Source organism: Streptomyces sp. NBC_00659 (assembly GCF_036226925.1).
Classification (GTDB): Bacteria; Actinomycetota; Actinomycetes; order Streptomycetales; family Streptomycetaceae; genus Streptomyces.
This window is the reverse complement of sequence record NZ_CP109031.1, coordinates 9,396,726-9,422,224: the sequence shown is the minus strand read 5'-3', so window position 1 is coordinate 9,422,224 and position 25,499 is coordinate 9,396,726. Positions and strand designations below refer to the sequence as shown.

Below are 25,499 nucleotides of genomic sequence, written 5' to 3'. Positions count from 1 at the left end.
AGCGCCCGGCGCGGGCACGGCCGGAATGACGGATTGGGGTCCGGCCCCGGTGGGAAGGGAGCTTGCGAATGTCATGCGCACGACTACCTTCCCCCACAAGGAGGTCGACCATGCACGTCCGTACCTTGACCACCACCGTCGCCACGGTTCTCGCGGTGACCTTCCCCCTGCTGGGCGGCCAGGCCGTGGCCGCCCCGTCGGCGGTCGCGGACCACACCCTGGCCGCACGCGTCGTCACCTACGACGCGAGCGGTGCCGCGGAGTTCAAGTCCGCGGTCGACCGCGGCGCGGCGATCTGGAACGAGAGCGTCGACGCGGTCGAACTACGGCCGGTCACCGCCGGGCAGCGCGCCAACATAAGGGTCCTGGCCGACAACGGCTGGCCCCGGGCCCTGCCCGGGTCGCTCGGCAACGGAACCGTCTACATCGGCCGGCAGGCGGTGGACCAGGGCTACAACACGGTCCGCATCTCCGCCCATGAACTCGGCCACATCCTGGGCCTCCCGGACCGCAAGCCCGGGCCCTGCTCCAGTCTGATGTCCGGTTCCAGCGCGGGCGTCGCCTGCACGAACCCGTACCCGAACGCGGCAGAGAAGGCCGAGGTCGAGGCGGACTTCGGCGGCGCCCTCGCGGGACCGGCCGCGACCACGCCCAGTGGCGTCGTGATCGTGGACTGACACACGGCGCGGCGGCACGACGACGCCTGAACGCGCGTCAGGTAGGGTGCCCGCCGGTCCTCCCGGCGGGCACCCTACCTGGGCGAAGCCTCAGGCCTGGGTGCGCCACACGCACGCCCCCAGCCGACTGCGCTCAGCCCGGAAATCGGAGGGATGGATCGAGCTCCAGCTCTGGGTGAAGCAGCCCTGGCAGGTGACCCGTTGGGATACCGACGGCACCACCATCGACCTCCCCGAGCCCCGGACCATGCCCGCGCCCGAACGCCGCACCCCTCCCCCGGCAAAGGCTGTGCCGCCGGCACTCTCCCGGCCTTGGACAAGGCGTTTTGTGCCAGCGGTCCGCTTCCCCAGCCGGACGTTGCATCCGCCGAGGCGGAGCTGGAGCTGGAGCCCGATGCGCCAGCCGAGCATCGCACGGGTGTGCCGCAGATACCGGCCCTGCCCGTCTCGCCGGCCCCACCAGGTCCGGCGCACGCTCCCCCAACCGTTCCCCCAGCCGCATTGCCTCCCCTACCACCCTTCCCGCCGTCCATCCCGGACGCCGACGACCGGCGGACCAAGCTGCGCAGGTGGCTGGAGAGTGTCCGACGCCCACGGCGCCCGTGACACGGCCCGTCGCCAACTGACGCACCCCTCCCGAGCACTCGCCGGGGAGGCCGCGTGCCGTGCTGGAGGCATGCGCAAACCCCCGGTTCAGTTGCGACGCTGTTGGCGAATCCGCCTGGCAAGCGGCTCCCCGGCACCTCGTCGCCCCGGGTGTTGGCTCGGGGCGGGAAGCTGGGGAGCCGCCCGGTGTGAGGACCTGACGGGATCGCCGCTCAGCAGCTTGCTAGGTCCGGGCGTATGGCCGAGTCATGATCTCCATGTTGTGGCCGCCCGGGTCGTCGAAATACGCGCCGCGTCCGCCGAAGAGGCGGTTGATCTGGCCGGGTTCGGTGTGGTTGGGGTCGGCGTAGTAGGTGACCCCAACCGCCTCCAGGCGGGCGATCATGGCGTCGAAGTGCTCGTCAGGCACGAGAAACGCGTAGTGCTGCGGCTGGATCGGCTCGTCACGCTTCTCGTAGTAGTCGAGTGTCACGCCGTTGCCCAAGGCGACTGGCAAGAACGGCCCGAAGGGTGCGCCGACCCTCAAACCCAGGATCGCGGCGATGAACTCGGCTGACAGGTGCCGGTCCGTGGCGTAGATGGCAGTGTGGTTCAGCTGGATGGCGTTGGCCGGCAGCTCAGCTTCATGCTGGCGCTGCTCATCATGTGGCATGTGTGGACGTGTCTCCGAGTCTTGGGTCCGCTGTTGAGCGCCGCGTGTGGGCGCTGGGAGGAAAGACAGGGAGGCATCGGCGGGGCTCTTGCCCGCCTCGCACTCACGCCGAGGCCGGGCGCCTCGCTCGTGTATGGCCTATGGCCGACCCGGCAGTCACCTGACCGACCTTAATGCCCCATCACGCACCACGGCAACGCTTGTCTCCCACTGTCAGGGCCGGAGGGCTGCCAGGTGGGACGTCCGAGTGCCCGCCCGTGGGATGCCGGTCCACCAGGCGTTGAGGCGGTGAAAGTTCATCGCGGTGGCGGTGAGCTGGTGCTGCAGCCTGGCCTTTGCCAGGCCGGAATACCGGCATCCCGCAGGCCGAAGGCTCGGACGCCCTGGGAGATCGTGCCTTCGACACCGGCCCGGTGCGCATACTGTTCCTTCCACGCTGTTCAACGCAGCCCGCAGGGTTTCACCGAGCCGCACCAGCCCATTGACCTGCCGTGTGGCGGCCAGCACGATCATGGAGTCCGTGCGCGCACGGCCACCGGCCTTGAGCAAGTCGTGCTGCACAGCGGCCTCAAGAACCCGGTCCAGAAGCTGCATCCCAGCATCTCCCGCGATCAGCCGGTCCCTGAACTCGGTGAGCACCGAGTGGTCGAAACCCGGATCGGCCAGCTCCAGCCCCAACAAGTACTTCCAGTCCAGCCGCCCGCGCACCGCGTCCGCGGCCTGCCGGTCCGACAGGCCCTCGGCGAACTGCATGACCGACACCAGCGCCAGCCTGCCCGGCGACCATGCCAGCTTTCCCCTGCGCGGGTACAGCTCGGCGAAGTCCGCGTCTGAGAACAACTCGCCCAACTCGTCACGGATCCGCATCGCCAAGCTGCCCTTCGGGAACGCAGCCCGTGCCACCCGGGCCGTCTCCTCCGGAACCCCGTCGACCTTTTTGGCGTGCAACGACACCGACACCCTCCCCAAACACAACGTCGGCCTTCACGACCACAACGGGTCGCGAAGGCCGACGTCACGTCCAGCCCCCGAATTCGCCAACGGTGTCCAGTTACTCCCGGGAGCTTCGTACGGGCTCCGCTTGCAGGCCTGGCTGAAGCCCGCACACGTGCGGCAGGAAGGGCTCTCAGCGGGCGAGCCAGACTGAGATAAGGCTGGCTCCAGTAACGAGGGCGCCAAAGAGCCGGTACGGCGGCCGCTGCAACGTGACGCGCAGTTCAGCGAACCGCAGCTCGAAGAAGGGCTCGGCTTCAGGGGCCTGAAGGGCTGTCCCGGCCGGCTGGCTCTGCTCGGACCGGATCGGGATGGGGGCAGTCATGATCACTCCTCAAGAGATGGGCGTTCACTTGGTTGACGGTGCAGATCCGGCGCCGGTGATCCCTCGACAGGGTGACGCACGCGGCAACGAAAAAGCCCCGCAGATGCTGGCGGGGCTTCCGGACCGAGGCGACGTTCATTCGGCACAGGGATTAGCTCGTCAAGGAGCAATTGACCTGCGCTTTCGCGAACTTCTGAGGCTGGCGGGGCCAGCGGGCCAACAAGGGAGGAACGCCGCAGGGAACTCGCGCTCGTGGTTGCTGGTGGAACCCTGCAGGCGTTAACCAGCAGGCCCCGCCCGGGGCTGGGTGGAGCCTGCTTTCCTCGAACTGGCGCGGCAGTACGCCGCCAGCGGCGCGTACCCGTGGGAGCGGTGCGAGCCCTGGGGCATGGGGCCGGACGGCCACCCGTCCGGCCCCTGGTCCGGCACCGTCACGGAGGCGGACTGACGGCACGCGCGGTCGCGTCCCGCCGGTGACGGAGACCGGCCGCGGCCCGCCGTGTCGTGCGTGACACAGGGTGACGAGACTCGTATATTTGATTACGTCCCGTAACTCTACCGCACGGGGTGGACCGTGCTCCGGGTCGGCCGTACGCCGCCGCCCCGCTGGCGGCACGCCCGCCAGGAGGTGCCGGTGATCGACCGTATCTGGCTTCAACCACCCCTCGCCATCGCCCGGTTGGGTTCCTCGCCGATGCCGTGCGACAACTACCGCTACGGACCCAGCGACCTGACCCCGCGCGGTACGGGCAAGACCACCGTGGAGCCGGTGGAGAGCCTCGACCTCGCCGCCGACGGCACCCTGACCACGCGGATGCCGCAGAAGGTCCGGTTCAAGGACGCGGACGGCTGGCGGCCGGTGTGCCCGTTCTTCGAGGTGCACGGCAGCTGGACCACCGCCGACGGCGAGCAGCGCACGGCGGTCCTCACCGCCGACGTGCTCGCCGACTTCGGGCTGGGCCTCGGCGACGTGCGCTGGCAGGTCTCCGTCGCCAACCTCAAGGCCCACCACATCACCCAGCAGCAGGACGACCGCGTCGAGGCCCGGGCCGAGGTCCGTGGCGACGACCACCAGCGGCACCCGCTCGCCGGGCACTCTCCGCAGGGCACCGCCAACCCGCTCGTCCCGGCCGGCAAGTCCCTCCCGCTCGGCTCGGTCCAGGTGCCCGCGCCGAACGCCGAACTCCCCGAGCTCCGGCTGCGGTTCACCCCGGGGAAAGGGTTCGTGTACGGGCCGACGAACCTGGCCGAGCTCGCCGCGAACACCGGGTACCAGCTCCCGCAGGAGCGGCTCATCCTCAATCCGGCCGCGCAGTGGTGCCGGTTGAGGCTCAGTGACATCAGCGACGATGAACGGACCTCGCCCCCCGGCCTGTTCGCGGGCGCGGAGCGGCAGATCCAGGCCAGCCTGGGCATGGTCGACGACGTCTGCGACGGCACGGTCGCCGTGACCCTGCCGGGAGGTCTCACCGCCACCGCCCGCATCGTGGTCAGCCCGCCCGACTTCGCACCGGACCGCAGGCCCTTCGTCTCCCTCGCGGACGGACTCGCCGACCGGGTCAAGCGCGCCGAGGTGAGCGACCCCTCCTACATCGCCGATGAGGGACAGACCGCGCTGGAGATCCGTGATCTCTTCGAACGGGTCCTCGAAACGATGGGCAACATGAACGTGGACGTGCAGAACCAGCGCGTCCTCGACACCTACGAAGGGGTCGCGTGGACGGTTCCCGAACCGCTGACAGGCGTTCTCCTCGCGCTCACCGACCGCGGTCGTCGGCGCCACCGCCGCTTCGTCGCCCTCGAGGCTCTGGAAGACATGGTGCGTGAGCAGCCCGATCTGCTCGACCGCGTGGTACGGCCACCGGCCGAGGACCTGCCGCCCAGCTACACCGACCGCCGCATGCCTATCGGGATGCGCGGTGCCGACGCTGGACCGCTGCACCTGACCCGACGGCAGTACGACCTGCTGACCGCCTGGGCCCAGGGCCTGCGTGACAGGACGGAGCCGGGCACGTGACCGTACTCCTGCAGATCGGGCGGCGGCCCCCGGACGTCCCGGCACAAGCCACGAGCCCGCTGCCGGCCGGGCCCGGAGCGCAGGTGCGGGCCTTCCGGAGTGCGCACGGGGCCCATCTCTTCGTCGCCGACGGCAGCCGTCTGTACGACCTGCCCGAGGCGACGGCGGTCCGGCTGGAGGAGTGGCTCTCCGCCTCGGAGGGCTCCCTCGACGAGCTGGGGCGCACGCTGGACCTCCCGCTCTGGGGGGCACCGCGGATCGACGGCACTCCCCTCGCACCGCCTCCGCTGTCCTCGATCTCCCTCAACGTGATGCAGGCCTGCAATCTGAGCTGCGGTCACTGTTACGCCGACGAGGGCCGGTTCGGGGGAAGCGCCCGGGCGATGCCTCGGGCCACCGCGTACGCGGCGGTGGACCGGCTGCTGGCCGAGGCGGCGCCCGGCTCGGACGTCGTCGTGGGCTTCATGGGCGGCGAACCGCTACTCGCCCGCGACCTGGTGCACGAGGTGGTCCGGTACGCCGTCCGGGCGGGGGCCACCACCGGGCACCGGGTCCGCTTCGCACTCACCACCAACCTGACGACCGTACGGCACGACGACGCGGCACTGTTCGCGGAGCACCCGTTCACCGTCACGGTCAGCCTGGACGGCGACCGGACCGGCCACGACGCCCTGCGCAGGGCGCCCGGCGGAGCCAGCGCATACGACCGGCTGCGGGCCGGGCTCGACACGCTCGCCCGCCACGGCCGCCCCCGCCACCTCTCCGCGCGCGTCAGCGTCACCCCGTACACCGGCCGCCTCCTGGACATCCTGGAGCACGGCATCGCGCTCGGCTTCGACGAGGTCGGGTTCGGTGCGGTGGTCAGCGCCCCGGACCCCGCGTACGAGATCACCACCGAGGCCTTCGCGGGCTTCCTCGAGCAGATGACCGCCTGCGGCGAACGGGCCCTTGCGGAGCTGTCGGCCGGCCGCGCCTACCCGTTCGGCAACTTCCAGACCGCCATGGAGCAGCTGCACCGGGGCGCCCACCGCCCCTACCCCTGCGGGGCCGGCGCGGGCTACCTCAGCGCCTCCGCGGAAGGGGGCCTCTACGCCTGCCACCGGCTGGTCGACGACCCCGCCTTCGCCATGGGCTCACTGGCCGCCGGACCCGACACCGCCGCCCGGCAACGGCACCTGGCCGAACGCCACGTGGACCGGCAGGAGCCCTGCCGGTCCTGCTGGGCCCGCTACCTGTGCGGCGGCGGCTGCTACCACGAGGTCAGCCGACGGGGCCGGCCCGGCTGCGACTACATCCGCGGCTGGCTGTCCTTCTGCCTGCGCGCCTACGTCGAACTCGGCCAGGCCGCGCCCGAGTTCTTCGAGCAGCGGTCCGCGGCGGCCCCGCTCACGAGCAGTGCCAGCACCGTCTGAAGGCCCGAAGGAGCCCGTCCATGCCCGACCTGCCGACTCCCACTGGGAAGATCCTCCCGCGCAACCTCACCGCGCGGGCCGACCACGTCGTACGCGGCAACCCCTCCAACACCCGCCCGGAGAGCGGGGTCGACAACTGCTTCCCGGGGCTCGAGTTCGACCAGCGCAACCTCGACAAGGCCTTCTTCCCCGGGATGCTCTTCGACTTCCACCGCTACAACGGTTCCCGGGCGCTGGAGGTGACCGGCGGGGTGGCCGCCGCCCACAGGCTGACCACGGCGGACCTGACGGGCGACAACCAGGTCTTCATCGGGGCCGTGTGCGGCCGGACCCGGGTGGACCAGACCGACGCCCAGGTCGAGCCGGTCGACTGCCGTGAACGCGACGGCCTGGATGTCTGGCGGCAGGTGCACGATCTGCTGCCGGGCCGGATCGCCGTACTCCTGCTGGGGCGCCAGACAACCGTCGCCACGCTCGGAGCCGCCGCGGTCGGCAACCTCAACGCCCTGCGCATGAGCGGTGAGAGCTTCGTCCGCCGTGCCCCCGACGGCCGGTTCCAGCTGGCCGTGCTGGTCTCGGACCGGGCCCGGTACCTGGACGAGAACGGGGTTATCGACCCGGAGGTGTACCGGCCGGGAGACCTCACCCGCAGCCTGTGCGCCCCCTGGCAGTACGACTTCCGTGACTGCGGCTGCTTCTACTGGGCCGCCTCGAAACCCGACGTCGCCGGCAACGCCGACGAGAGCATCCCGCAGATGAACTTCCTGCGCGCGGACCGCACACCGGTCCCGGACCTCGACACGGACGCACTGGACCTCGGCAGCCCGCGCAGGCGGCTGGAGCTCGGCTACCCCCGGCTGATCTCCGACTGGCAGGTGCTGCCCGTGGTGCTCAACGACCGCGAGGACGACAGCATCGGCAACCCGGTGCCGCCCGACATCCCGCTCCTCGACCGGGCGACCGTGATCAGCAGGCTCAAGTCACTGGCCACCGTCGAGCACGCACTGAGCGTGGAGTACCTGTACGCGCACTACTCGCTCAACGCGCCCAGGGAGCTGCCGGATTCGGCGAGTCGGCTGATGCGGCGGATCCACGCCGCGGCCTTCGAGGTGTTCGAGGTCGCGGTCGACGAGATGCGGCACCTGCGCTGGGTGAACGAGGCCCTCGGCACCCTGGGCGAGAAGCCCGTCGTCGGGCGGGCGGCGGAGATCGTGCGCGACACGGTCCACCCCTTCGAGCTCCGCCCGCTGACACCCGCGCAACTGCAGTGGTTCATCGACGTGGAGGCCCCCAGCCAGCAGGTGGGCACCGGCCTCGACGGCATGTACGTCCAGCTGCACCGGAGCATCATCAAGCAGCCGGACGTGTTCCCCGAGGCCGACAGGCTGGCCCACCTGATCAAGCTCGTCATCGACGAGGGCGAGGAGCACTTCCGTCGGTTCACCGCGGTGAAGGAGCACTTGGTGGGCCTCGATCCCCTCGTGTACCTGCGACCCCTACGGCAGCCGGGCGCGCAGGACGAGCTGGGCCAAACGCTGCTCGACCTCAGCGACCGGTACTACGCGGCACTGCTCGGCACCCTGCAAGCCACCTTCGCACTCGGCGACCAGGCCGGTGGTCTGCTGATCGACCAGGCCCGGGTCACGATGGAGAACCTCCACGAGATCAACCACCTCCTCGCCACCCGCGGCATCGCGCCCCGCTTCACCCTGCCCTCGGCCTTCGCGCCGGGCGCGGGCGAGCTGCCGCCCGAGCTCGCCGACGGTCAGGCCACCAGGGAAGCGGCCATCGCGGCGATCGAGACCCTGGCCGCCATTCGGGAACTCGACGGGGACCTGAGGGACATGACGATTAGTCAGCAGTTCGAAACCGCGGCTCTGCTGGACGTGCTGGACCTTCAGGGATGAGCCGCCCCGTCGAGATCGGCGGGGCCGGACTGGCGGAACTGACCTGCGCCCGGCTACTGGCCGGGCGCGGGCACCGGGTCCGGCTGCCGCCGCCCGGGCCGGGCACGGCGGGGGCGGCCGCCACGGGGGCTCGGCCGCTGCTGCTCGCCGGGCCGGCCCTGGAGCTGCTGGACTCCCTGTGGGGTCCGGGGCTCCTCGACAGGACCTGGGAGGTGGCGCACCGTCAGGTACGCTGGGGAGACGGGCCGCCGACCCGGTTCGCGCAGGCCAGCCGGGTGGTGGACGGAGCCGAGGTGGCCGTCCGCATGCGGGAGCGGCTGGCGGAGCACGGCATGGACGAGGGGCGCACGGATCCGCCGGAGGGACCGCCCGGCTGGGTGGTGACCGCCCGTGCGGTGCCCGAACGGGCCGCCGGGCGGCGGCGGTTGCTGGCCGGGACGGCCCCGCTGCGCCCCGGTGCCGACGAGCGCACCGCCGTCCTCGGCACCGCCGAAGCGGGCTGGGCGCAGCTCACCCCGCTGGGGCGCGGCGCCGCCCTCGTACAGGCCATGGTGCCCGGTCCGGCCGGGGACCCCATCGCCCTGCTCGCCCGGCTGGCCGCCGAGACCGGTCTCGGGGCGCTCCTGCGCCACCCGCCCCGGTCCGCCGCCGCCGTCCCGGCCGCCCCGCTGCTGCACCCGGCCCCCGCGACGGCACCCGCCGGGGACGCCCCGGGCCGGCTGCTGGTGGGGGCCGGAGCCATCCGCTACGACCCCCTCAGCGGCACCGGAACCGCGCAGGCCCTGCGTACGGGCATCCTCGCCGCCGCCGTCATCGACGCGGCTGTGCGGGGGACCGCGGCGCCCCGTGCGCTGTGCGCCCACTACGCCGCCCGGCTGCGCGCGGCCTACGTCGAACACCAGCGCAGCTGCGCCCGGTTGTACGGGAGCGCCTTCGCCGGACCCGCCTGGTCCGACGAACTCGACGGCGCCCGGAACGCCGTCGCGGTCGGCTGACTCCCTCGACAGCCTACGGGTCGCACGAGGGGCGCCAGGTCAGGTGTGGCAGGAGGTCCCGCCACTGCTGTTCGGGGATGCCGACGACTCCTTCCAGGGCGTCATCCCACCGGAGTACATCCCCAACCGGATCACCATCCCCACGCTGGAGGAGATCCACGCGCTCAAAGAGGTCAGGTCCAAGGCTCTCGTCGTCATCATCGACCTGATGTCCGGGTGTGGGCACCGAAACGGAGAGGCGTTCGCAGCCAACCTCGAAGGGATGGTCGCGGACGACGTGTACCGCATCACCGAGCAGATCGAGGGGAAGACCCGCCAGCGTTCCCCGCTCAAGCACCGCAGGGCCAGCGACTTCCGCTAGGTCCCCATGCCGGCCACTGTCCGGGAGTCCCTCCTCAGCTACGCACACGACGTCGGCGCGGACCAGAATGGCTTCCTCCTGCGGACTCAGCGCAGCGCCTACTGGGCACACACGACGCTCGACTACCAGTGATTCCTAATGCGGTCTGTCAAGCCGCGAGTGTGCTTGGTGGCGCGGGTTCGTAGGTCCGTCCGTCGCGGAGGAGGGCCCAGAGGACGTTGACGCGGCGGCGGGCCAGGGCGAGGACGGCCTGGATGTGGCGTTTGCCTTCGGCTCGCTTGCGTTCGTAAAACCGGCGGGAATCCTCACAGCTTCGGATGCTGAACAACGCGGAGATGTAGAAGATGCGTTGGAGTCGGCGGTTGTAGCGTCGCGGGCGGCGGAGGTTGCCGCTGATCTTGCCGGAGTCGCGGGGCACGGGAGCAACGCCGCCGAAGCCGGCGAGGCGGTCAGGAGTGCCGAAGAGATTCATGTCGCCGCCGGTCGCGGCCAGGAACTCGGCACCGAGGATCACGCCCAGGCCCGGCATGCTGGTGATCACGTCGAAGTCCCGATGGTCGCGAAACCGGGCCTCGATCGCCTTGTCGAGTTCGGCGACCTGCTGGTTGAGGGCCATCACTTCCCGCGCGAGCGTGTGCACCATCTTGGCGGTCAGTTTCTGGGGCTTCCACCTTGATCGTGGACACCGGTTGTCATGCAGCGATGGCCAGCGTAGTTGATCTCTGTTCGAAGGCGACTGGCGCGAGGTAGCCGATCGTGGAGTGCCTGCGCCGGTGGTTGTAGAAGCCGAGCCAGCGGAAGACCGCGAGCCGGGCGGCTCGTTCTGTCGGCCAGCCGCGCCGGCTGGGAAGGATCTCCCGCTTGAGCGAGGCGAAGAACGACTCTGCGGCGGCGTTGTCCGCGGAGGTACCGACCGCTCCCATGGATCGGAGAATCCCGGCCTGGTGGCAGGCGTCGGCGAATGCCTTCGAACCGTACTGAGCCCCGTGATCGCTGTGGAAAATGACGCCGTCCACCTGTCTGCCGCGAGTGCGGATGGCCGCGATGAGCGCGTCGGTGACGAGCTCGGCCCGCATGTGATCGGCCATCGACCAGCCCAGCAGGCGACGGGAGAACACGTCGATGACGGTGGCCAGATACAGGAATTTCCCGCCGGCGATGGGCAGATAGGTGATGTCACCGACCCATGCCCGGTCGGCGGCGGACGCGGTGAAGTCGCGCCGCAGCAGATCGGGCACCGCCTGGGTGGCGGGGTCCGGGATCGTGGTGCGGTGCCGCCGCTTCAACCTCCGCCCCTGGATCGCGTGTTGGCGCATGAGCCGCTCGACGCGCTTGCGGTTCACCATCACACCGCCTGCGCGGAGCTCGGCGGTGATCCGCTTGGCTCCGTACGTCCTCCCGGACTCTGCGTGGACCTTGCGTATCCGCCGGGTGAGCGCTGCGGCGGCGGCCTTCTTCGCTGCCCGCGCCGACGCGGTCTTCAGCCATCGGCAGAACCCGGACCGGGACAGATTCAGCACGGTGCACAGCCGCTTCACGCCGAAGGCGTCGCGATGGTCGGCAACGAACTCGAAGCGGCTCACCAGTTCGTCTCGCCCGCAAAATACTTGGCCGCCCGGCGCAGGATGTCGCGTTCCATCTCCAGCTCGCGGACCTGCTTGCGCAAGGCCACGATCTCCGCGTTCTTCGCGGACTCCGCGACCGCCTCGGGCCTCTCTGCCTTCTCCGCGGCCTTGATCCACTGTCGCAGAGTCTCGTGATTCACGCCGAGCTCGGCGGCGATGCGTGAGACGGGCCGGCCCGACGAACGAGCCAGCGCCACCGCGTCGGCCCGGAACTCCGCCGAGTACTTGTAGGTCCCCACTCGGGACTCCTCTCCCTGAATTCAAGATCCAGTGTCGAGGTGTCCACGATCAAGGTGGAAGGCCCACCTGGATGTACGCCCAGGACGGCCACACCCAGGACCTCGGCCCCCTCCAACGCTGCCCGGCTTGTTCGCGCCCCAGCCACGGCCTGGACCACCACCCCGAGACCGGGCAGCGCGTACACGTCTGCCCCTCACCCGCCTGCCGACACCAGTGGCCCGTCGCTGACGCCCGAGCCCCGCGGCTGCCAAGTACCACCAGGGCTGCGTGGCCCTCGCCACCCGCTGACTCACCCTCACGGCCACCTCGCTCCCCCACCGCCGACGGCACCCTCGCCCTCCCCTGGGACCGCCCAACCCGAGAACAGGAGCCCACCCGATGAAGCGTCTCTTCCGCTGCTGTGGCCACGCGCCCGGCGCCCTCACCCCCGAGGACCAGGCCGCCGTCGACCAGTTCCGCGCGATGCTCGCCGCCCTGCCCGATCCGGAGCCCTGGACCCCCGGCCACTGCCAGGACATCGCCGTCCGGGTCGGCCCGTTCGTTGAGCGCGCCCACCCGCGCCCAGGTGACGACCACGGGCCCGACGTGATCGCCGTCGCCCTGCAACACCCCGACGGCTGGTACACGCCCTACGGCGCCCACTATCGGCGGCTGGGCTGGCCGCGCTGCGAGACGGCCGACATCCTCGGTGCGTGGAATCCGGCCTACGAGCCCCTCACCCACGCCGCGGCGGGCCTGGGCCTCCCCGCCGACGTCGGCATGGCCCCGGCGAACTACGGCGTCCACGTCGAAGCGCGCCGCAGCGATGGCACCGGATACACGCTGCTCCGCCTCGGCCCCTACAACCAGACCTGGCTCGCCGACCACGACGCCGACCGCCTCAACACCGAGCTGGCGGGCAAGGCGGCCACTGTCGTCCCCGGCTTCACGGTCACCGCGAAAGCCGCGCCGTTCGACGTCAGCGACCACGAGAGCTACGACGACCCGGACGCCACCGACGCCGCCGTGCTCCTGGTGGTCGCTATCGCCCGGGAGGTGTCGGCGTGACCACGGCTCTGTACAAGATCGAAACCAGCGAAGCCGACGACGGAACCCCCCGCCCCGCTGAACAGCTCTGCACCCCCAGCGCCGACGACGCGGCGGAACTCCCCCGCACCCGCACGCGATACAGCGACGGTTCCTGGCCGATACGACGTGCTTGATCGCAGTTCCACGGGGTCGGCCGCTGAGCCAGCACCACCTGACCCCGAGCGATACCGGCAGATGCGCGACGGACACGGCCCGCGGAGCACCGCTTGGTGCAGTTCAGCGCCAAAGGGTTCGGCTGGTCCCGGTCAGGCTGCCAGGGCGGTCAGGACGGCCTTGGCCGCTAGCCGGAGATTCCTGATCATCGGATTAGGGTCGCCCTTGCGGCTGACCAGGACGACCTGGCTGGGGGGAGCGCCCTCGATCGGGACGGTGACGAGGTTGGGACGCAGTGAGCTACGTCGATCGCCGACCGGTAGCACGGCGATCGCCCTGCCACTCGCGACGAGTTCGAGCTTGTCCTCGTAGCTCTCGATCGGCGGCACACCGGCCCCGAGGATCCGGTAAGAAGTCCAGTCCGCGGTCGCGAACGCGCACGGCGCCGCCTCCTCACCGACCAGTTCTTCCGCGGTCACCGACGCGCGGTCGGCCAGGGGATGGCCGCGCGGGACAACGAGCATCCGGGGCTCCTCATACAGCGGCGTGGTGAACACGTCGTCGGCGACGAGCGGCAGCGGGGCCCGCGCGATCAGAGCGTCGACGCGCTTGTCGGACAGCGCCCCGACGTCGCGGCAGCTCAGATGCCGGGTGGCGATCTCGGCGTCCGGGTAACGGCTGCGCAGTTCCCGTACGGCGGCAGTGATCACCAGGTCTTCGACGTAGCCGATGGCGATTCGTTCGGTCTCGGCTTGTTCACGCACGGCCAGCTCGGCCTGGCGGGCGGCCTGCAGCAAAGCTTGGGCCCGGGGGAGGAAGCTCTGTCCGGCCGGAGTGAGCCGGGTGCCCTGGGGTGTGCGGTCCAGCAGGCGTGCGCCAAGATACTTCTCGAGCCGTTGGATCTGGCGGCTCAGCGCTGGCTGGGCCACGTGCAGTTCGGCGGCGGCCCGGCTGAAGTGCTGGTGCGCCGCCACCACGGTGAAGTAGCGCACCAGCCGCAGTTCCAGGTCCTGTCCGAGATCGTTCACTCTTCGAGCGTACGCGTCATGCCGTTTCGGAATGATCAGGTTGCCGAACCGGTCTTGGACGGTCATGCCGTCCTGGGCCTTGACTGAAGGAGCAACGTTTCCCCAGGAAAGCGACAGGTGTGATGAAGGCGATCCAGTTCCACGAAGCGGGCGGGCCGGAAGTTCTGCAGTATGACGAGGTGCCGGTTCCCGAGATCGGCCCGGGCGAGGTGCTCGTCCGGGTGCACGCGGCGGGTATCAACCCGCCGGACTGGTACCTGCGTGAGGGGATGAAGGTCATGCCGGCCGAGATGAGGCCGGCGCTGGAGTTCCCCCTGATCCCCGGAACGGACATGTCGGGCGTGGTCCAGGCGGTCGCTCCGGACGTGTCGGGGTTCGCCGTCGGTGACGAGGTCTTCGGCATGCTGCGGTTCCCCGGATTCGACGGCCGGACGTACGCCGAGTACGTGGCCGCGCCGGCTTCGGACCTGGCTCACAAGCCGACCAGTATTGACCATGTGCAGGCGGCTGGGGCGCCGATGGCCGTGCTGACGGCCTGGCAGTACCTGGTTGATCTTGGCCACGACGTGCCGTCTCCTTTCACCGGCCAGGTGCACCAGCCGGTGCCGATCACGCCAGGGATGACCGTGCTGGTCAACGGGGCCGCCGGTGGAGTGGGCCACTTCGCGGTGCAGCTGGCGAAATGGAAGGGGGCACACGTCATCGCGGTGGCCTCGGGCCGGCACGAGCAGTTCCTGCGCAAGCTCGGCGCCGATGAGTTCATCGACTACACCAGGACGCAGGCCGCGGACGTGGTCAGCGGTATGGACCTGGTGATCGACACCGTCGGTGGTCCGGACAGCTCACGCTTTCTGAGCGTGCTCAAGCGCGGCGGCACCATGCTTCCGGTGTTCTTCGCCGAGTACGACCCGGAAGAGACGGCGCGTCTGGGCATCACAGTCTCGAACATTCAGGTGCGTTCCAACGGTCCCCAGCTCGCCGAGATCGGGCGCCTGTTCGGCGAGGGCAAGCTCCAGGTCGGGGTGGACAGCACCTACCCGCTGCCCGAGGCGGGCAGCGCACACACGCGAGCCGCGCAGGGCCACCTCCAAGGCAAGATCGTGCTGACGGTGGTCTCGTGATCGCCGAACTCCAGCAGGCGGTGGCGAAGTACGCCCACGCCCTGGACGAGCTGAATGTGCCCGAGCTGGAAGCGGTCCTGGCCGAAGACACCACCTGGACCTTCACGATGCCCGGACAGGGAGTGCTCGGCCCGGTCGCCGGACGCGCGGCGGTGCTCGACTTCGTCCGTGACGGGCACACGGTCCAGACCGGAAGGGTGCGGCACCACCTGGGCAATGTCGTGGTCACGACGACGGACGCCGCTACCGCTGAGGTGCGGGCCTATCTGGTGCAGACGAGGAACACCGGCGAGAGCATCCAGATGATCTCGACCGGGGTCTACACGTTCGGCCTGCGCCGGTCCGACGGTGGGTGGCGGATCGCCGAGCTCACCCTGACGCTGGACAACGCCTTTTAGGGCGGGGCCAGGCAGTGTGTCCGGCGGATCATCGGGTGCCTCCCGGCGGCGCCGCCCGGTTACCGATTGGGCCGACGACGAACAGCGCGGCCCTCTGTAGGGAGATGGCCAGCCGGTCGACGCGTTGTTGAACGCCAGCAGGTTCGGCTGCCCACTGGCAGATCGAGCAGACGGTCGGGGTGTCGTCGTACTTGCAGCCGCAGGGGTGATCCAGGTGCGGGGCTGCGCGCCCTGCGGGCGAATACTGCAACTCTCGAATACCGACACTCCACCAGTGCTTGTACCCCGGTGACGACGCGGCGGTGCTCATCCCCCGCATCCCTCGCGCCGTCCACACCCACGGCGTCTTCTTACGGCACCCTCACCCGGACCACCCGTGCGGCTGCGAGTGGGAGGACACATGGCGCATGGTCTGGGCGCCCCCCACCGAGCCCGGCGCGATCCCGATCACTGCGATGCGCCACCCGGCCGCACCGGCAGCCGCAGCCGGCCTTCCGAACCTCGACCACGGCGGACTGACGCGCACCAAGTACGACAAAAGGCCCGTGCCCCCGGCGAACTCGCAGGGGGCACGGGCCTTTTGTGTTTTCGCCTGCGGTCAGGCCGACTGTTGCTCCTGCTGGCCCAGTTCGAGCAGCAGTCCGCGGTACTCCTCAAGATGCTGGTTGCGTAGGAACGCCAGCAACAGGCGTGCGCCCCGGGCGAAGTCGGCTGATGCTTCCCAGTGGGTTGCAGAACTCGCCGAGGTCCCCCGCTTCCCCAGCGAGTTCGCGGGGGAGCACACGTCCGGTCCAAGCGGAAGCCTTGCTCGAGGGTCTGTGGTCCGGTCGATGATGTCCCGTCTCAGCGGAGTTTGGCGGATCTCACTGAACTTTGACCGGCTGTCGGCACGGCCTGGCACCTTGTACGCAGTACCTGCACCCATAGAGATCGGAACCCGAAGTGCTGCCCGCTGTCACCGGCCGCGATGAGTTCGCCGCACTGATCATTAGAACCGACTTCAGCGACGAGACAGTCTGGCGAGCCGTGTGTGCGGAGTCGTTGAGGCCGTGGGGCGACGGTGACTATGAGCCCCACGTCCACATCGTCGACGATCTGGTCTGGATCGGTGCCACAACCGATCACGTGATCGCCGCCGTATCTGCGGACGAGGATCTGAGCGTCGTCTTCCTCGCCGACCGCATCACCATGCGGGACCGCGAGCACCCACTGCTGGCTGTGGCGGTCCTGACCAGGGACGAGTGCGAGAGCGACGAGGAGTTCGAGGCCTACGGCGGATCGGTCCGCACCGTCCCCGCAGGCATTCACGACATCCACGCGAACCTGTCGATCGCCAACCTGGACTTCGCAGACTTTGCAGAGGCCGCCCGGACCGATCCCGCAGGGATCTTTCGATCCATCTAGGGACTCACCACGGCCGCGGTCAAACTTCGGTGAGATCGGTCGAACTCCGCTGAGACGGGTCAGGTGATTACGCCGTAATCACCTGACGTTCGGGGCTGGCCGCCTCCTGGTGATTACGGCGTAATCATCGGTCCCCGAGGACCAGGGCAGTCTCCTCGAACCGAATCTGCGTGCCCCCGGTGGTTGCGAGGGTTCCGAGAGCGCTGATCGCGCCGGGCACGGGAGCGGGTGGCCCGGCGCTACGCCTCGTTGGCGAGGTACTTCTCGTACTGGGTGGCGGTGAACAGCTCGTCCAGCTCCTTGGCGTCGGACATCTCGATCTTGATGATCCAGGTGTCGTGGGGATCGGTGTTGAGGGCTTCCGGTTCTTCTTCGAGCCGTGTGTTGAACTCGACGAACTTGCCGGTGACCGGCATGAACAGCTCGGATACCGCCTTGACCGACTCCACAGTGCCGAAAGCTTCCCCAGCCTCGAACAGTTCGCCCACCTTCTGCATCACCTCCACGAAGACGACGTCACCGAGCTGCTTCTGCGCGAAGTCCGTCAGACCGATAGAGGCCGTTTTGCCGTCGACCCGGATCCATTCGTGCTCCTGGGTGTACTTGTACTCAGTGGGATACATGCCCGTCTCCTTGGCTGTCGCTGAGGGCACAGCCTTCCCCGCTCCCTCGGCTCTGGGCGGGAGCTAACTCGAACGAGGGCAACGTGATCCGGCCGATTGACCCAGCTCCGGGCCGAAGGCTCCGGAGTCGGTCGCGTGTCCGTGCGGCGGCCCTCGCCGATCGGGGCGCCCTTCAACGGGGTCTGCCCTCCGTGCTGCCGGGCGTGACGGACACAACCGCAGCGAGGCGGGCACGCCCACCGCACGCTCCAGTGATTACGGCGTAATCACTTGTTGCGGCTCCGGTGTAGAACGGCCCGAATTGAAGTTCAGACCGCGTTTGAGATCTGGTCGTAGGACAATCGATCGGTGACGCCTCCCTTGCATCGTGACCGCTCCCTTGAAGAGCTTGAACACGACCGCTGGCCAGCCCCGTCAGCCGACGACACCCGTCTTGTCGCTACTGCACTCGCCTTGCGGAGTCGGCCGATCGGCGAGCTGACCGTCGAAGACATGCGCTTGTTGATCAGGCAGGACATAGGCCTGCCCTACCTCCTGCCACTGGCACTGGAGGTGCTGCGGGACAACCCGATGGCAGAGGGGCACATGTACGAAGGCGATCTGCTGTCCGCGGTCCTCACCAGGAACCCAGCAGTCTGGACCGAGTTTCCCGAACTCGGCCGAGAGCTTCGCGCGATCGTCTCGAAGTTGACCGGCGTCTCGAAGTTGACCGGCCTGCCCTCTGACGCGCGTCAGAGGGCTGAGCGCCTTCTGGCTCAATAGCGCACCGACGCAGGACGCTCCCCGTGGAAGAGAAGGCCGACGTATCTACGGAACATCTCGCAGGAGCAAGCGCCGGCCCGGACGCGTCGCTGGTCGGCCACGGGTGAGTCGGCGGACCATAATGCCGATCATTGCCCAGCGGATCATGGTCTCCGAGCGGGCCGGACTGATCTCGTAGTCACGCGCGAGGCGGCGGTGGGCGGTGAGCCACGAGAAGGTGCGCTCGACCGCCCATCTCTTGGGCTGGACCTGGAATCCGCGCTGGTCCGGGGCCTTGCGCACGATCTCAAGCTCGCGGCCGAGGATCGTGCGTGACCACTCCACAAGGCGGCCGGCGAAGCCCTGGTCCGCCCAGATCTTCTGAACACCCGGATGGTCCAGGCGGGTCCACAGCAACGAACGCTTCGCGCCGTCGCGGTCCTGGATGTTCGCCGCGACCACGTGAACCGCCAGCAGCGGGTCTGTACGGTCAACGGTGGATCTTCGAAGAGGAAGTGACGCCTGATGACAGATGTGACCGTGTCGGCGGAGGCCGTGGCGGAAGTGCAGCCGTCCGGGTTGGCGCCGGATGTTCTGGATGACCAGCTGATCAGTCAGCTGGTGGACCGGGCCAAGGCCGACGGGATCAAGCTGACGGGCCAGGACGGTCTGCTGCAGCAGCTGACGAAGCGGATCCTCGAGTCGGCCCTGGAAGGTGAGATCACCGACCATCTCGGGCACGAGAAGCATGAGAAGGCCGGCTCGGGCAACACCCGCAACGGCACCCGGTCCAAGACCGTGGTGACCGAGGTCGGTCCGGTCGTCCTCGAAGTCCCCCGGGACCGGGAGGGCTCGTTCGAGCCGCAGATCGTCAAGAAGCGGCAGCGTCGGCTGACCGGTGTCGATGAGATGGTGCTCTCGTTGTCCGCCCGCGGCCTGACGCACGGTGAGATCTCCGCCCACCTCGCGGAGGTCTACGGCGCCGAGGTCTCCAGGCAGACGATTTCCACGATCACCGACAAGGTGATCGAGGGCATGAACGAATGGCAGAACCGGCCCCTCGACTCGGTCTATCCGGTTTTGTTCATTGACTGTGTCCACGTGAAGCTGCAGGACGGGAAGGTCGCGAACAGGCCGGTCTATGTGGTCCTGGCGGTCACCGTCGAGGGCACTCGCGAGATCCTGGGGCTGTGGGCCGGCGATGGCGGGGAGGGTGCCAAGTACTGGCTCCAGGTCCTCACCGAGATCAAAAACCGCGGCGCGGAGGACGTCTGCATGGTCGTCTGCGACGGACTCAAGGCTCTGCCCGACGCGATCGGGGCGGTCTGGCCGCAGGCGATCACGCAGACCTGTGTCGTTCACCTGCTGCGGGCCTCGTTCCGTTACGCGGCCCGGCAGGACTGGGACAAGATATCGAAGGCCCTCAAGCCGGTCTACACCGCACCGACCGAGGACGCCGCCACGGAACGGTTCCTGGAATTCCAGGAGCAATGGGGCAGGAAGTACCCGGCGATCGTCCGGTTGTGGGAGAACGCGTGGGCGGAGTTCGTGCCGTTCCTGCAGTTCGATGCCGAGATTCGGCGGATCGTCTGCACGACGAACGCGATTGAGTCCGTGAACGCGCGGATCCGCAAAGCCGTCCGAGCTCGCGGCCACTTCCCGAACTAGCAGGCCGCCATCAAGTGCGTCTACATGGCCATCATGAGCCTGGACCCCACCGGCCAGGGACGTAAACGCTGGACCCAGCGCTGGAAGGCGGCCCTGAACGCCTTCGAGATCACCTTCGACGGTCGGCTCTCCGCCGCCCGCCGCTGACCCACTAACAACTCCAGAACCACCGTTAACTTTACAGACCTCCCGCCGAATACGAGACCAACTACTACCGCGAGACCGCAAAACACCAGGTCACAGTCAAGATCTAGAGTCTCTACCGAACCCGGAACGGTTCAATCGCTACGCCACAAGGGGCACGCGCCCCTCAGGACGTCGATGGGTTGTGGACCTCGTTGCGTTGCGGGTCAAAGCAGGTCAAGCCGTGTTTTTGCGCAAGGGCGAAGACCGCACGAGAGAAGTCATCGGCCCGCGACCAGCCGACACAGAGGATCAACCGATGCTCGTTTGCGTCGGGGCTCACGCTCCACGCGAGGCCATCGATCTCATCGTCATCCGGGTCGTCGGGGTCGGGGAACCCGACCAGCAGATCATCCAGGAGGGCGAGATTCCGCGGGTCAGGCTGAACAACGGTGTCATCGCCGTCTGCCAAGCTCTGGCAGACAAGGAGTGCCCGGTCGACCGTGATCGGCATCGGCTCGTGCCAGACATAGAGATCGAAGCTCATTGCAATACCACCTGCATGATCGGCCTTTCTTGAGGTGATCACCTTCGCGGGCTGGGGCCAGCCTGGCAAGACCCAAACCTCCGGTGAAGCACCGCTCCAGACCCCCTCGACGGCCTGGTCACCGCTGTACGCAAGCCCACCGAGCTCCCGAATGAGCCCCCGCGCTACCCAACACCACCAACACAACGTCCCGTTGATCGGCTACACCACAAGAAGGGACACGTGGCAGAGCATGCTCGACCGACTGGTGGAAGTGGTGCAGGAGGGTGAGAACCCGGGCCGCTCGCGCGGCGGGTGAGGCGGTCGGCGCGGCGAACGCCCAGTGCCGGTCGGTCGCGGCCAGGCGACTGTTCTTGATCTCACCTGTGGCTTTCCGACTGGCCGTTCAAGGGCGTTCGCCGTACCTACCCAGTACCTGAGCGGCGAGCGTCGTCCAGGACGTCACGCAATGCCCAGTAGGCAGGTTTCGCCTCGTACGTTGTGTCCCAGGGAAGGGCGTTTCCCGGACTCGGGGGATAGTGCCGGAGGTCGGCCGTGGAGCCGTACCTGTCGGTGAAGCCCCAGGTCGAGAACGAGGTGCAGTTGGGTTCTTCGCTGCAGACGGCGAGTTTCCCTGCCAACTGGCGGGCCTGGACGTCCTCCTCGGCCTCGTCGACGAGGACGTCCGCCTCCGAGACCCGGGCCTTCAGGCCGAGCCCGGCCAAAGCCCGGACCTTGCGTCGGAAGACCTCGGGGTCGGTACGGTCGCCGACGGCGTATTCGTGGTCCTGGAAACCGACGCCATCGATCGGAACGCCCCGCTTCTTCAGCCGGATCAGCAGCGCGTAGAGGGCATCCCAGCGTGGACCGTCCTCCTCCACCCCGTACTCGTTGAGGTACAGCACCGCGTGCGGGTCAGCCTCGCGGGCCGTCCGGAAGGCGATGTCGATGTACTGCTCACCCATCGCTTCGAACCACAGTTGTGGCCGCACGCCCCGGTTGCCGGTGGAGTAGTCCTCATCCTCGTCGGACATGGGCTCGTTCACCACGTCCCATTCCGCCACCTTCCCCCGGAAGTGGCCCGCGACCGCCCGTATGTGCTCCGCCATGACGCGCCTGCGTTGCTCGTGCGTCATCTCGGCGCGCATCCATGCGGGCAGGGCTTCGAACCAGACGAGGGTGTGGGCGTGCACCTTCATCTTGTTGGCCTTGGCGAAGTCCACCAAGGTGTCGCCCTCCGCGAACGCGAACACGCCGCGTCGGGGCTGGACGAACTGCGGCTTGAAGTCGTTCTCCGGTGTGAGCATGGAGAACTCCTCACCCGCCGTCCGGCGGTAGGCGCTGTCAGTCAGCAAGGGGCCTGCGGCCAAGGCGGTTCCCATATGGATCGGGCGGGGAAGCCCCGCCGCCAGATCACGCATCGCGTCGGTGGACCGGGGCACTCGCAGGCCAGGCGCGTCCACGACGGACATCCGGCCCCGGCCCAGTGACTGCGCGTGGAGATCGCTGAGGGTCCAGCCCTTCCCGCGGGCTCCCGCATCCGCGCCGAACCAGATGCGGCCACGGCCGAAGACGTCCCGCGCGGGAACGGTTCCCACGACCCTTCCGTCGGTCTCCACCACGAGTCTGCTTCCGCGGACTTCGAGGGCGAGGCGGACTTCGTGCCCCAGGCCGCCCCCGAGGGTCCGGGTCACCGCAGGTCTGTCGGAGTCCCCGTCCCAGCGGTCGATCCGGAGCCTCCCGCCGACCACGCCGATGCGTACGCCGCGCCGCTCGTAGCGCCATTCGTCGTAGATGACCGGCGTCTCCCCGTACAGATGCAGGTAGGCGTCCGTGTCATCCGTGCGCCGCAGGCTCGCTTCGATCCGGACGTCCCCGCGGAACACCATGTGGGGACCGCGCAGGTTCACCGGCGGGTTCGGCTGCCCACCGGTGCCGTCCTGGCGTGTGATGCGCCGGTCGAGGTGTGTGACGCGTACCCCTGCGCGGGTGGGCTTCCCTCCAGCGAAGTGGGCCCAGTCCCGGCCGTTCAGGAGGTCCGCCACAGGCCCCCGAGCGGGCGCGGAAGCGCCGGCGCAATCCCCCGAGACACCAGCAAGCAAGGCGCACACAACCGCAGCGACAGCACTCTTCCGTAACCGCATGAACAGCAGCGCTCCGTATCCCCAGTCTGTTTTCCGAAGGCATCGCCCCCCCTCGGCCACACCGTCGCCGAGCACCATCCCTCCCCAGCCGCGGCAAGAACGGTGTGCGACCGATCGCGCCGCCCCGCTGTGACTGATCGCCATTGTCTCAGGTGCGGGTGGGTGGATGAACCGTTCCGGGTTCGGTAGGGACGTCGCGGAGGCTCTCGCGGCGCACCGCGTCGGCGAACGCGAACAGATCACCGGTAACCGCCTCGACCTCCCCGGACGCGGACAGGCGCTGACTCCGGCCTTCCACGTGGACGAGTGGGACGAGAAGCACGCCACCGGCACGTTCCGGCTCGGCCGCTACTACCTCGGCGGCAACGGCGCAGCGCACGGCGGAGTGATTCCGCTCATGTTCGACGAGGTGCTGGGCCGTCTCGCCAACACCGGCCGCAGCCGGGCGCGCACGGCATACCTGCACGTCAACTTCCGCAGCATCACCCCCATCGGTCCCGAGCTCCGGCTGACCGCGCGTTTCTCGCGCGAGGAGGGCCGCAAGCGCTACCTCACCGCGACGATCCACCACGGCGATGTGCTCACGACCGACGCCGAGGGCCTCTTCATGGCGCTGCGACCGGGACCACCCTGAGGCATCGATAGTCCCTGGCGAGGGTCTGCGTAGAGGCGTGCCCTACGGCCGGTCTGCCGACCTGGCGCGACAGGCCAGCCTGCACGGCCGGTTACTCAAGCGTGTGTTGGAAGCCGGATGATGCCGCGCTTGCTACGACGCGACGCTTGTGGTCAGGGCTTGCTGGGCGTGCCGGCAGAGTGCGTCACCGGCCAGCGTCTCGATACTGATGGCGTGCAGGGCAACGTTGGTGGGCCCGAAGACCGTCCAGGCGACGTTGCCGTCGCCTGCCTGCTCGGCGAGCGGGGCGGCCCGCTCCTTCAGGCGCCGGCGTGCGTCCGTCCAGCGGCGCTGGCGTGCATCGGAGACGACGGCCACCAGTTCCAGCGCGCCTTCCACGGCGGCAGTCTCCGCAGATGCGGGTGCGCCGCGGCGTAGCTGGTCGGCGGCCCGGAGCGCGACGTCTTTGGCCTCGTCCACGGAGCTCGCGTCGGTATGGGAGAGCAGCACGTGGCCGAGGTTCCAGGTTCCGACGGCGATGCGTACGGGGTCGTCTGCGTCCTGGGCGGCCCGGATGGCACGGTCGGCGACCATGAGGGACAGGTCGAGGCGCCCGGTTCTGCGGCAGTACGAGCGCAGCAGCCCGTACAGGTCGGCGGCCACGCGCAGGACCTCGCGTCGTAGCGCCGGTTCACTACCGCCGCGGTGTGCGCGCACCGCGTGTTCCACGTCCTCGATCAGCGCAGGCAGGACTTCAGCGATGTCAGTGAACCGGTTCCTGGAGCACTGCCAGATCCGCCAGGCGGCCTCCACCCGCTCACGCAATACGGCAGGACTCTGCACGGCGGCGCTCGCGGGCAGGGCGTGGCTCATGAGCGCGCGGGCGATGGAAGGTGCGGTGCTCACCGGCGGGGCCGGCTCCTTGGCGAGCGTCTCGGCGAACAGGGCGGCGATCGGGACACCGAGCTCGGCGGCGAGGCGGGCCAGGACCTCGGTCGATGGAACCTTGGTTTCGGCCTCGATCATCTCCAGATAGCGTGCCGTGATGCCGCACAGGCCGGCGATCGCGGCGACGGTCCGGCCGTCGCGCCGCCGGTGGTAGCGCACGGTGCGGCCGATCGGAAGGTGCGGCGTCGACACCGGTCCCCCTCCTGCGCGGCTTTCGTACCGTCAGAGTAGAACCGGACGCACGGACGCCTGCACGCTCCGCACACGATCGTGTGACCCTTGTGACCCTGGACTGCGGCGAGTTGAGGGGGGCGCATGGCGAGGCTGGTGCTGTGGGACGCCGACCACACACTGATCGACACGCGTGGTGTCGGACGCGAGCTGTCCGCTGCCGCCTTCGAAGCGGCCCTCGGCCAGCCCATGCGCCAGCAGGCGAAAATCGACGGCATCACAGAGCCGGTCATCTTCCGCGAGACCGCCAAGCTTCACGGCGTGACCACCAGCCGGCCCGACTTCGAACGCTTCGCCAACGCCTTGGCCGACGGCCATCTGCGCCGGGCAGCCGCCCTTCGCGAGCGCGGGCACGCGCTGCCCGGAGCGGCCACCGCCCTCGATGCCCTGGACGCCGACGGTGTCCGCCAGACCGTGGTGTCCGGCAACATCCGCCCCGCTGCCCAGACCAAGCTCTCCGTCTTCGGCCTCGACCGGCACATCCTGTGGGAGATCGGCGCTTACGGCGAGGAGCGCGACGCGCGCGCCGACCTCGTCCGCCTCTGCCTTCAGCGCGCCGGCACCAAAGCCTTGGACGCGGTACTGATCGGGGACACCCCCGCCGACGTGGCGGGCGCACACGCCAACGGCGTACGCGTGATCGCCGTGGCCTCCGGACGCAGCGACGAAGCCTCCCTGCGCGCCGCTGGCGCCGAGACCGTTCTCTCCGACCTGCGCGACGCCGAACTGCTCGTCGAACTCGTACGCGGCAACGAATAGCTCAGCAGGAAAGACGACCCCCTCCCGGGTTCCAGTGTCAGTGCGGGTTTCTGAGCCGCGGCCGTCGTTGAGCGGGTTCCCGATTCCCCGGGGCGGAGGTCACTCGTGTCTGCAACCGTTCCCCGTGGATGTGCGCCTTCAGGGAAGGGAAGGAAATCGACGGGCTTCCGGAGAAAAGGG

26 protein-coding genes and 3 pseudogenes are annotated in these 25,499 nt (G+C 69.1%); 17 read left to right on the top strand and 12 right to left on the bottom strand.

The annotated features are described in order from the left end of the window. Positions 1-110: 110 nt before the first annotated feature. A complete protein-coding gene (locus OG410_RS41475) occupies positions 111-677 on the top strand; it encodes a snapalysin family zinc-dependent metalloprotease (RefSeq protein ID WP_329303900.1) in 567 nt (188 codons plus the stop codon). An 829-nt stretch (positions 678-1,506) separates the two neighbouring features. Here the strand turns inward: OG410_RS41475 and OG410_RS41470 are convergent. The 3 genes and pseudogenes from OG410_RS41470 to OG410_RS41460 form a co-directional block, all read right to left on the bottom strand. Then, positions 1,507-1,935, bottom strand: coding sequence for a VOC family protein (locus OG410_RS41470; protein WP_329303899.1), 429 nt, complete (start codon positions 1,933-1,935; stop codon positions 1,507-1,509). Between the two features lie 408 nt (positions 1,936-2,343). After that, positions 2,344-2,889: pseudogene (locus OG410_RS41465) on the bottom strand (transposase); the annotation flags it as partial. Between the two features lie 172 nt (positions 2,890-3,061). Next, positions 3,062-3,253 carry a hypothetical protein gene (locus OG410_RS41460; protein WP_329303898.1) on the bottom strand — a complete coding sequence of 64 codons (192 nt, stop codon included), beginning with the start codon at positions 3,251-3,253 and terminating at the stop codon, positions 3,062-3,064. Between the two features lie 307 nt (positions 3,254-3,560). Between OG410_RS41460 and OG410_RS41455 the strand changes: the two genes are divergently transcribed. The 7 genes from OG410_RS41455 (at position 3,561) to OG410_RS41425 (ending at position 10,077) form a co-directional block, all read left to right on the top strand. Beyond that, positions 3,561-3,701, top strand: coding sequence for a hypothetical protein (locus OG410_RS41455; protein ID WP_329303897.1), 141 nt, complete (start codon positions 3,561-3,563; stop codon positions 3,699-3,701). A gap of 186 nt (positions 3,702-3,887) precedes the next feature. Further along, on the top strand, positions 3,888-5,270 hold the full coding sequence (locus OG410_RS41450) for a hypothetical protein (RefSeq protein WP_329303896.1): 1,383 nt from the start codon (positions 3,888-3,890) through the stop codon (positions 5,268-5,270). Continuing rightward, positions 5,267-6,682, top strand: a complete 1,416-nt coding sequence (locus OG410_RS41445) for a radical SAM/SPASM domain-containing protein (RefSeq protein ID WP_329303895.1) — start codon at positions 5,267-5,269, stop codon at positions 6,680-6,682. The genes OG410_RS41450 and OG410_RS41445 overlap by 4 nt, the downstream gene beginning before the upstream one ends. A 20-nt stretch (positions 6,683-6,702) precedes the next feature. Further along, on the top strand, positions 6,703-8,589 hold the full coding sequence (locus OG410_RS41440) for a ferritin-like domain-containing protein (protein WP_329303894.1): 1,887 nt from the start codon (positions 6,703-6,705) through the stop codon (positions 8,587-8,589). Beyond that, complete coding sequence (locus OG410_RS41435) at positions 8,586-9,584, top strand: NAD(P)/FAD-dependent oxidoreductase (RefSeq protein WP_329303893.1); 999 nt, start codon at positions 8,586-8,588, stop codon at positions 9,582-9,584. Before OG410_RS41440 ends, OG410_RS41435 begins: the two co-directional genes overlap by 4 nt. A gap of 43 nt (positions 9,585-9,627) precedes the next feature. Next, entirely contained in the window at positions 9,628-9,945 is a 318-nt protein-coding gene (locus tag OG410_RS41430; protein WP_329303892.1) for a hypothetical protein, read from the top strand. Positions 9,946-9,951: 6 nt separating this feature from the next. Next, positions 9,952-10,077 carry a hypothetical protein gene (locus OG410_RS41425; protein WP_329303891.1) on the top strand — a complete coding sequence of 42 codons (126 nt, stop codon included), beginning with the start codon at positions 9,952-9,954 and terminating at the stop codon, positions 10,075-10,077. A 16-nt stretch (positions 10,078-10,093) separates the two neighbouring features. On the opposite strand, the pseudogene OG410_RS41420 reads toward OG410_RS41425, so the two are convergent. Together OG410_RS41420 and OG410_RS41415 are read right to left on the bottom strand one after the other, a co-directional pair. Then, a pseudogene (locus tag OG410_RS41420) lies at positions 10,094-10,606 on the bottom strand (transposase); the annotation flags it as partial. A 31-nt stretch (positions 10,607-10,637) separates the two neighbouring features. Continuing rightward, positions 10,638-11,809 (bottom strand): IS3 family transposase gene (locus OG410_RS41415; RefSeq protein ID WP_329303890.1). Its coding sequence is split into 2 segments (ribosomal slippage): positions 10,638-11,545 and positions 11,545-11,809, totalling 1,173 coding nucleotides; the frame shifts between segments, so codons are not numbered across the junction. Between the two features lie 379 nt (positions 11,810-12,188). Here OG410_RS41415 and OG410_RS41410 point away from each other — a divergent pair. After that, positions 12,189-12,857, top strand: coding sequence for a hypothetical protein (locus OG410_RS41410; RefSeq protein ID WP_329303889.1), 669 nt, complete (start codon positions 12,189-12,191; stop codon positions 12,855-12,857). Then, positions 12,854-13,012, top strand: a complete 159-nt coding sequence (locus tag OG410_RS41405) for a hypothetical protein (RefSeq protein ID WP_329303888.1) — start codon at positions 12,854-12,856, stop codon at positions 13,010-13,012. The genes OG410_RS41410 and OG410_RS41405 overlap by 4 nt, the downstream gene beginning before the upstream one ends. A 132-nt stretch (positions 13,013-13,144) precedes the next feature. Here the strand turns inward: OG410_RS41405 and OG410_RS41400 are convergent, their stop codons facing one another. Then, complete coding sequence (locus OG410_RS41400; RefSeq protein WP_329303887.1) at positions 13,145-14,020, bottom strand: LysR family transcriptional regulator; 876 nt, start codon at positions 14,018-14,020, stop codon at positions 13,145-13,147. A 122-nt stretch (positions 14,021-14,142) separates the two neighbouring features. Here OG410_RS41400 and OG410_RS41395 point away from each other — a divergent pair, with 122 nt between their 5' ends. Further along, positions 14,143-15,141: an NADP-dependent oxidoreductase gene (locus OG410_RS41395; RefSeq protein ID WP_329303886.1), complete on the top strand. Its 999-nt coding sequence runs from the start codon at positions 14,143-14,145 to the stop codon at positions 15,139-15,141. Then, complete coding sequence (locus OG410_RS41390) at positions 15,138-15,539, top strand: nuclear transport factor 2 family protein (protein WP_329303885.1); 402 nt, start codon at positions 15,138-15,140, stop codon at positions 15,537-15,539. Before OG410_RS41395 ends, OG410_RS41390 begins: the two co-directional genes overlap by 4 nt. A gap of 28 nt (positions 15,540-15,567) precedes the next feature. Here the strand turns inward: OG410_RS41390 and OG410_RS41385 are convergent, their stop codons facing one another. Further along, complete coding sequence (locus tag OG410_RS41385; protein WP_329303884.1) at positions 15,568-15,849, bottom strand: hypothetical protein; 282 nt, start codon at positions 15,847-15,849, stop codon at positions 15,568-15,570. Positions 15,850-16,481: 632 nt separating this feature from the next. On the opposite strand from OG410_RS41385, the gene OG410_RS41380 reads away from it, so the two are divergent. Continuing rightward, positions 16,482-16,943, top strand: coding sequence for a DUF6924 domain-containing protein (locus OG410_RS41380; RefSeq protein ID WP_329303883.1), 462 nt, complete (start codon positions 16,482-16,484; stop codon positions 16,941-16,943). A 239-nt stretch (positions 16,944-17,182) separates the two neighbouring features. On the opposite strand, the gene gcvH is transcribed toward OG410_RS41380, so the two are convergent. Further along, positions 17,183-17,566 carry a glycine cleavage system protein GcvH gene (gene gcvH / locus OG410_RS41375; RefSeq protein WP_329303882.1) on the bottom strand — a complete coding sequence of 128 codons (384 nt, stop codon included), beginning with the start codon at positions 17,564-17,566 and terminating at the stop codon, positions 17,183-17,185. A 348-nt stretch (positions 17,567-17,914) separates the two neighbouring features. Here gcvH and OG410_RS41370 point away from each other — a divergent pair, with 348 nt between their 5' ends. After that, positions 17,915-18,328, top strand: coding sequence for a contact-dependent growth inhibition system immunity protein (locus tag OG410_RS41370; protein WP_329303881.1), 414 nt, complete (start codon positions 17,915-17,917; stop codon positions 18,326-18,328). Positions 18,329-18,373: 45 nt separating this feature from the next. Here the strand turns inward: OG410_RS41370 and OG410_RS41365 are convergent, their stop codons facing one another. Continuing rightward, the gene (locus tag OG410_RS41365; RefSeq protein ID WP_329304471.1) at positions 18,374-18,784 is read right to left on the bottom strand and encodes a transposase; all 411 of its coding nucleotides are present in this window, start codon (positions 18,782-18,784) and stop codon (positions 18,374-18,376) included. A 57-nt stretch (positions 18,785-18,841) separates the two neighbouring features. On the opposite strand from OG410_RS41365, the pseudogene OG410_RS41360 reads away from it, so the two are divergent. Continuing rightward, a pseudogene (locus tag OG410_RS41360) lies at positions 18,842-20,122 on the top strand (IS256 family transposase). 163 nt (positions 20,123-20,285) lie between these two features. Here OG410_RS41360 and OG410_RS41355 read toward each other — a convergent pair. Both OG410_RS41355 and OG410_RS41350 read right to left on the bottom strand, forming a co-directional pair. Beyond that, positions 20,286-20,645: a hypothetical protein gene (locus OG410_RS41355; RefSeq protein WP_329303880.1), complete on the bottom strand. Its 360-nt coding sequence runs from the start codon at positions 20,643-20,645 to the stop codon at positions 20,286-20,288. A 404-nt stretch (positions 20,646-21,049) separates the two neighbouring features. Further along, positions 21,050-22,669 (bottom strand): endo-1,4-beta-xylanase, encoded by a 1,620-nt coding sequence (locus tag OG410_RS41350; protein ID WP_329303879.1) that lies wholly within the window; start codon positions 22,667-22,669, stop codon positions 21,050-21,052. 265 nt (positions 22,670-22,934) lie between these two features. On the opposite strand from OG410_RS41350, the gene OG410_RS41345 reads away from it, so the two are divergent. After that, the gene (locus OG410_RS41345) at positions 22,935-23,402 is read left to right on the top strand and encodes a PaaI family thioesterase (protein ID WP_329303878.1); all 468 of its coding nucleotides are present in this window, start codon (positions 22,935-22,937) and stop codon (positions 23,400-23,402) included. 132 nt (positions 23,403-23,534) lie between these two features. Here the strand turns inward: OG410_RS41345 and OG410_RS41340 are convergent, their stop codons facing one another. Beyond that, a complete protein-coding gene (locus tag OG410_RS41340; protein ID WP_329303877.1) occupies positions 23,535-24,521 on the bottom strand; it encodes a helix-turn-helix domain-containing protein in 987 nt (328 codons plus the stop codon). 123 nt (positions 24,522-24,644) lie between these two features. Between OG410_RS41340 and OG410_RS41335 the strand changes: the two genes are divergently transcribed. Continuing rightward, complete coding sequence (locus tag OG410_RS41335) at positions 24,645-25,319, top strand: HAD family hydrolase (RefSeq protein WP_329303876.1); 675 nt, start codon at positions 24,645-24,647, stop codon at positions 25,317-25,319. Positions 25,320-25,499: the final 180 nt, after the last annotated feature.

What these genes read in the sequence shown, in the direction of transcription:
- OG410_RS41395 (WP_329303886.1), top strand. Translation starts at nt 14,143, where the DNA reads ATGAAGGCGATCCAGTTCCACGAAGCGGGCGGGCCGGAAGTTCTGCAG.
- OG410_RS41440 (WP_329303894.1), top strand. Translation starts at nt 6,703, where the DNA reads ATGCCCGACCTGCCGACTCCCACTGGGAAGATCCTCCCGCGCAACCTC.
- OG410_RS41435 (WP_329303893.1), top strand. Translation starts at nt 8,586, where the DNA reads ATGAGCCGCCCCGTCGAGATCGGCGGGGCCGGACTGGCGGAACTGACC.
- gcvH (WP_329303882.1), bottom strand. Translation starts at nt 17,566, where the DNA reads ATGTATCCCACTGAGTACAAGTACACCCAGGAGCACGAATGGATCCGG.
- OG410_RS41460 (WP_329303898.1), bottom strand. Translation starts at nt 3,253, where the DNA reads ATGACTGCCCCCATCCCGATCCGGTCCGAGCAGAGCCAGCCGGCCGGG.
- OG410_RS41355 (WP_329303880.1), bottom strand. Translation starts at nt 20,645, where the DNA reads ATGAGCTTCGATCTCTATGTCTGGCACGAGCCGATGCCGATCACGGTC.
- OG410_RS41475 (WP_329303900.1), top strand. Translation starts at nt 111, where the DNA reads ATGCACGTCCGTACCTTGACCACCACCGTCGCCACGGTTCTCGCGGTG.
- OG410_RS41335 (WP_329303876.1), top strand. Translation starts at nt 24,645, where the DNA reads ATGGCGAGGCTGGTGCTGTGGGACGCCGACCACACACTGATCGACACG.
- OG410_RS41385 (WP_329303884.1), bottom strand. Translation starts at nt 15,849, where the DNA reads ATGAGCACCGCCGCGTCGTCACCGGGGTACAAGCACTGGTGGAGTGTC.
- OG410_RS41345 (WP_329303878.1), top strand. Translation starts at nt 22,935, where the DNA reads ATGAACCGTTCCGGGTTCGGTAGGGACGTCGCGGAGGCTCTCGCGGCG.
- OG410_RS41470 (WP_329303899.1), bottom strand. Translation starts at nt 1,935, where the DNA reads ATGCCACATGATGAGCAGCGCCAGCATGAAGCTGAGCTGCCGGCCAAC.
- OG410_RS41425 (WP_329303891.1), top strand. Translation starts at nt 9,952, where the DNA reads ATGCCGGCCACTGTCCGGGAGTCCCTCCTCAGCTACGCACACGACGTC.
- OG410_RS41410 (WP_329303889.1), top strand. Translation starts at nt 12,189, where the DNA reads ATGAAGCGTCTCTTCCGCTGCTGTGGCCACGCGCCCGGCGCCCTCACC.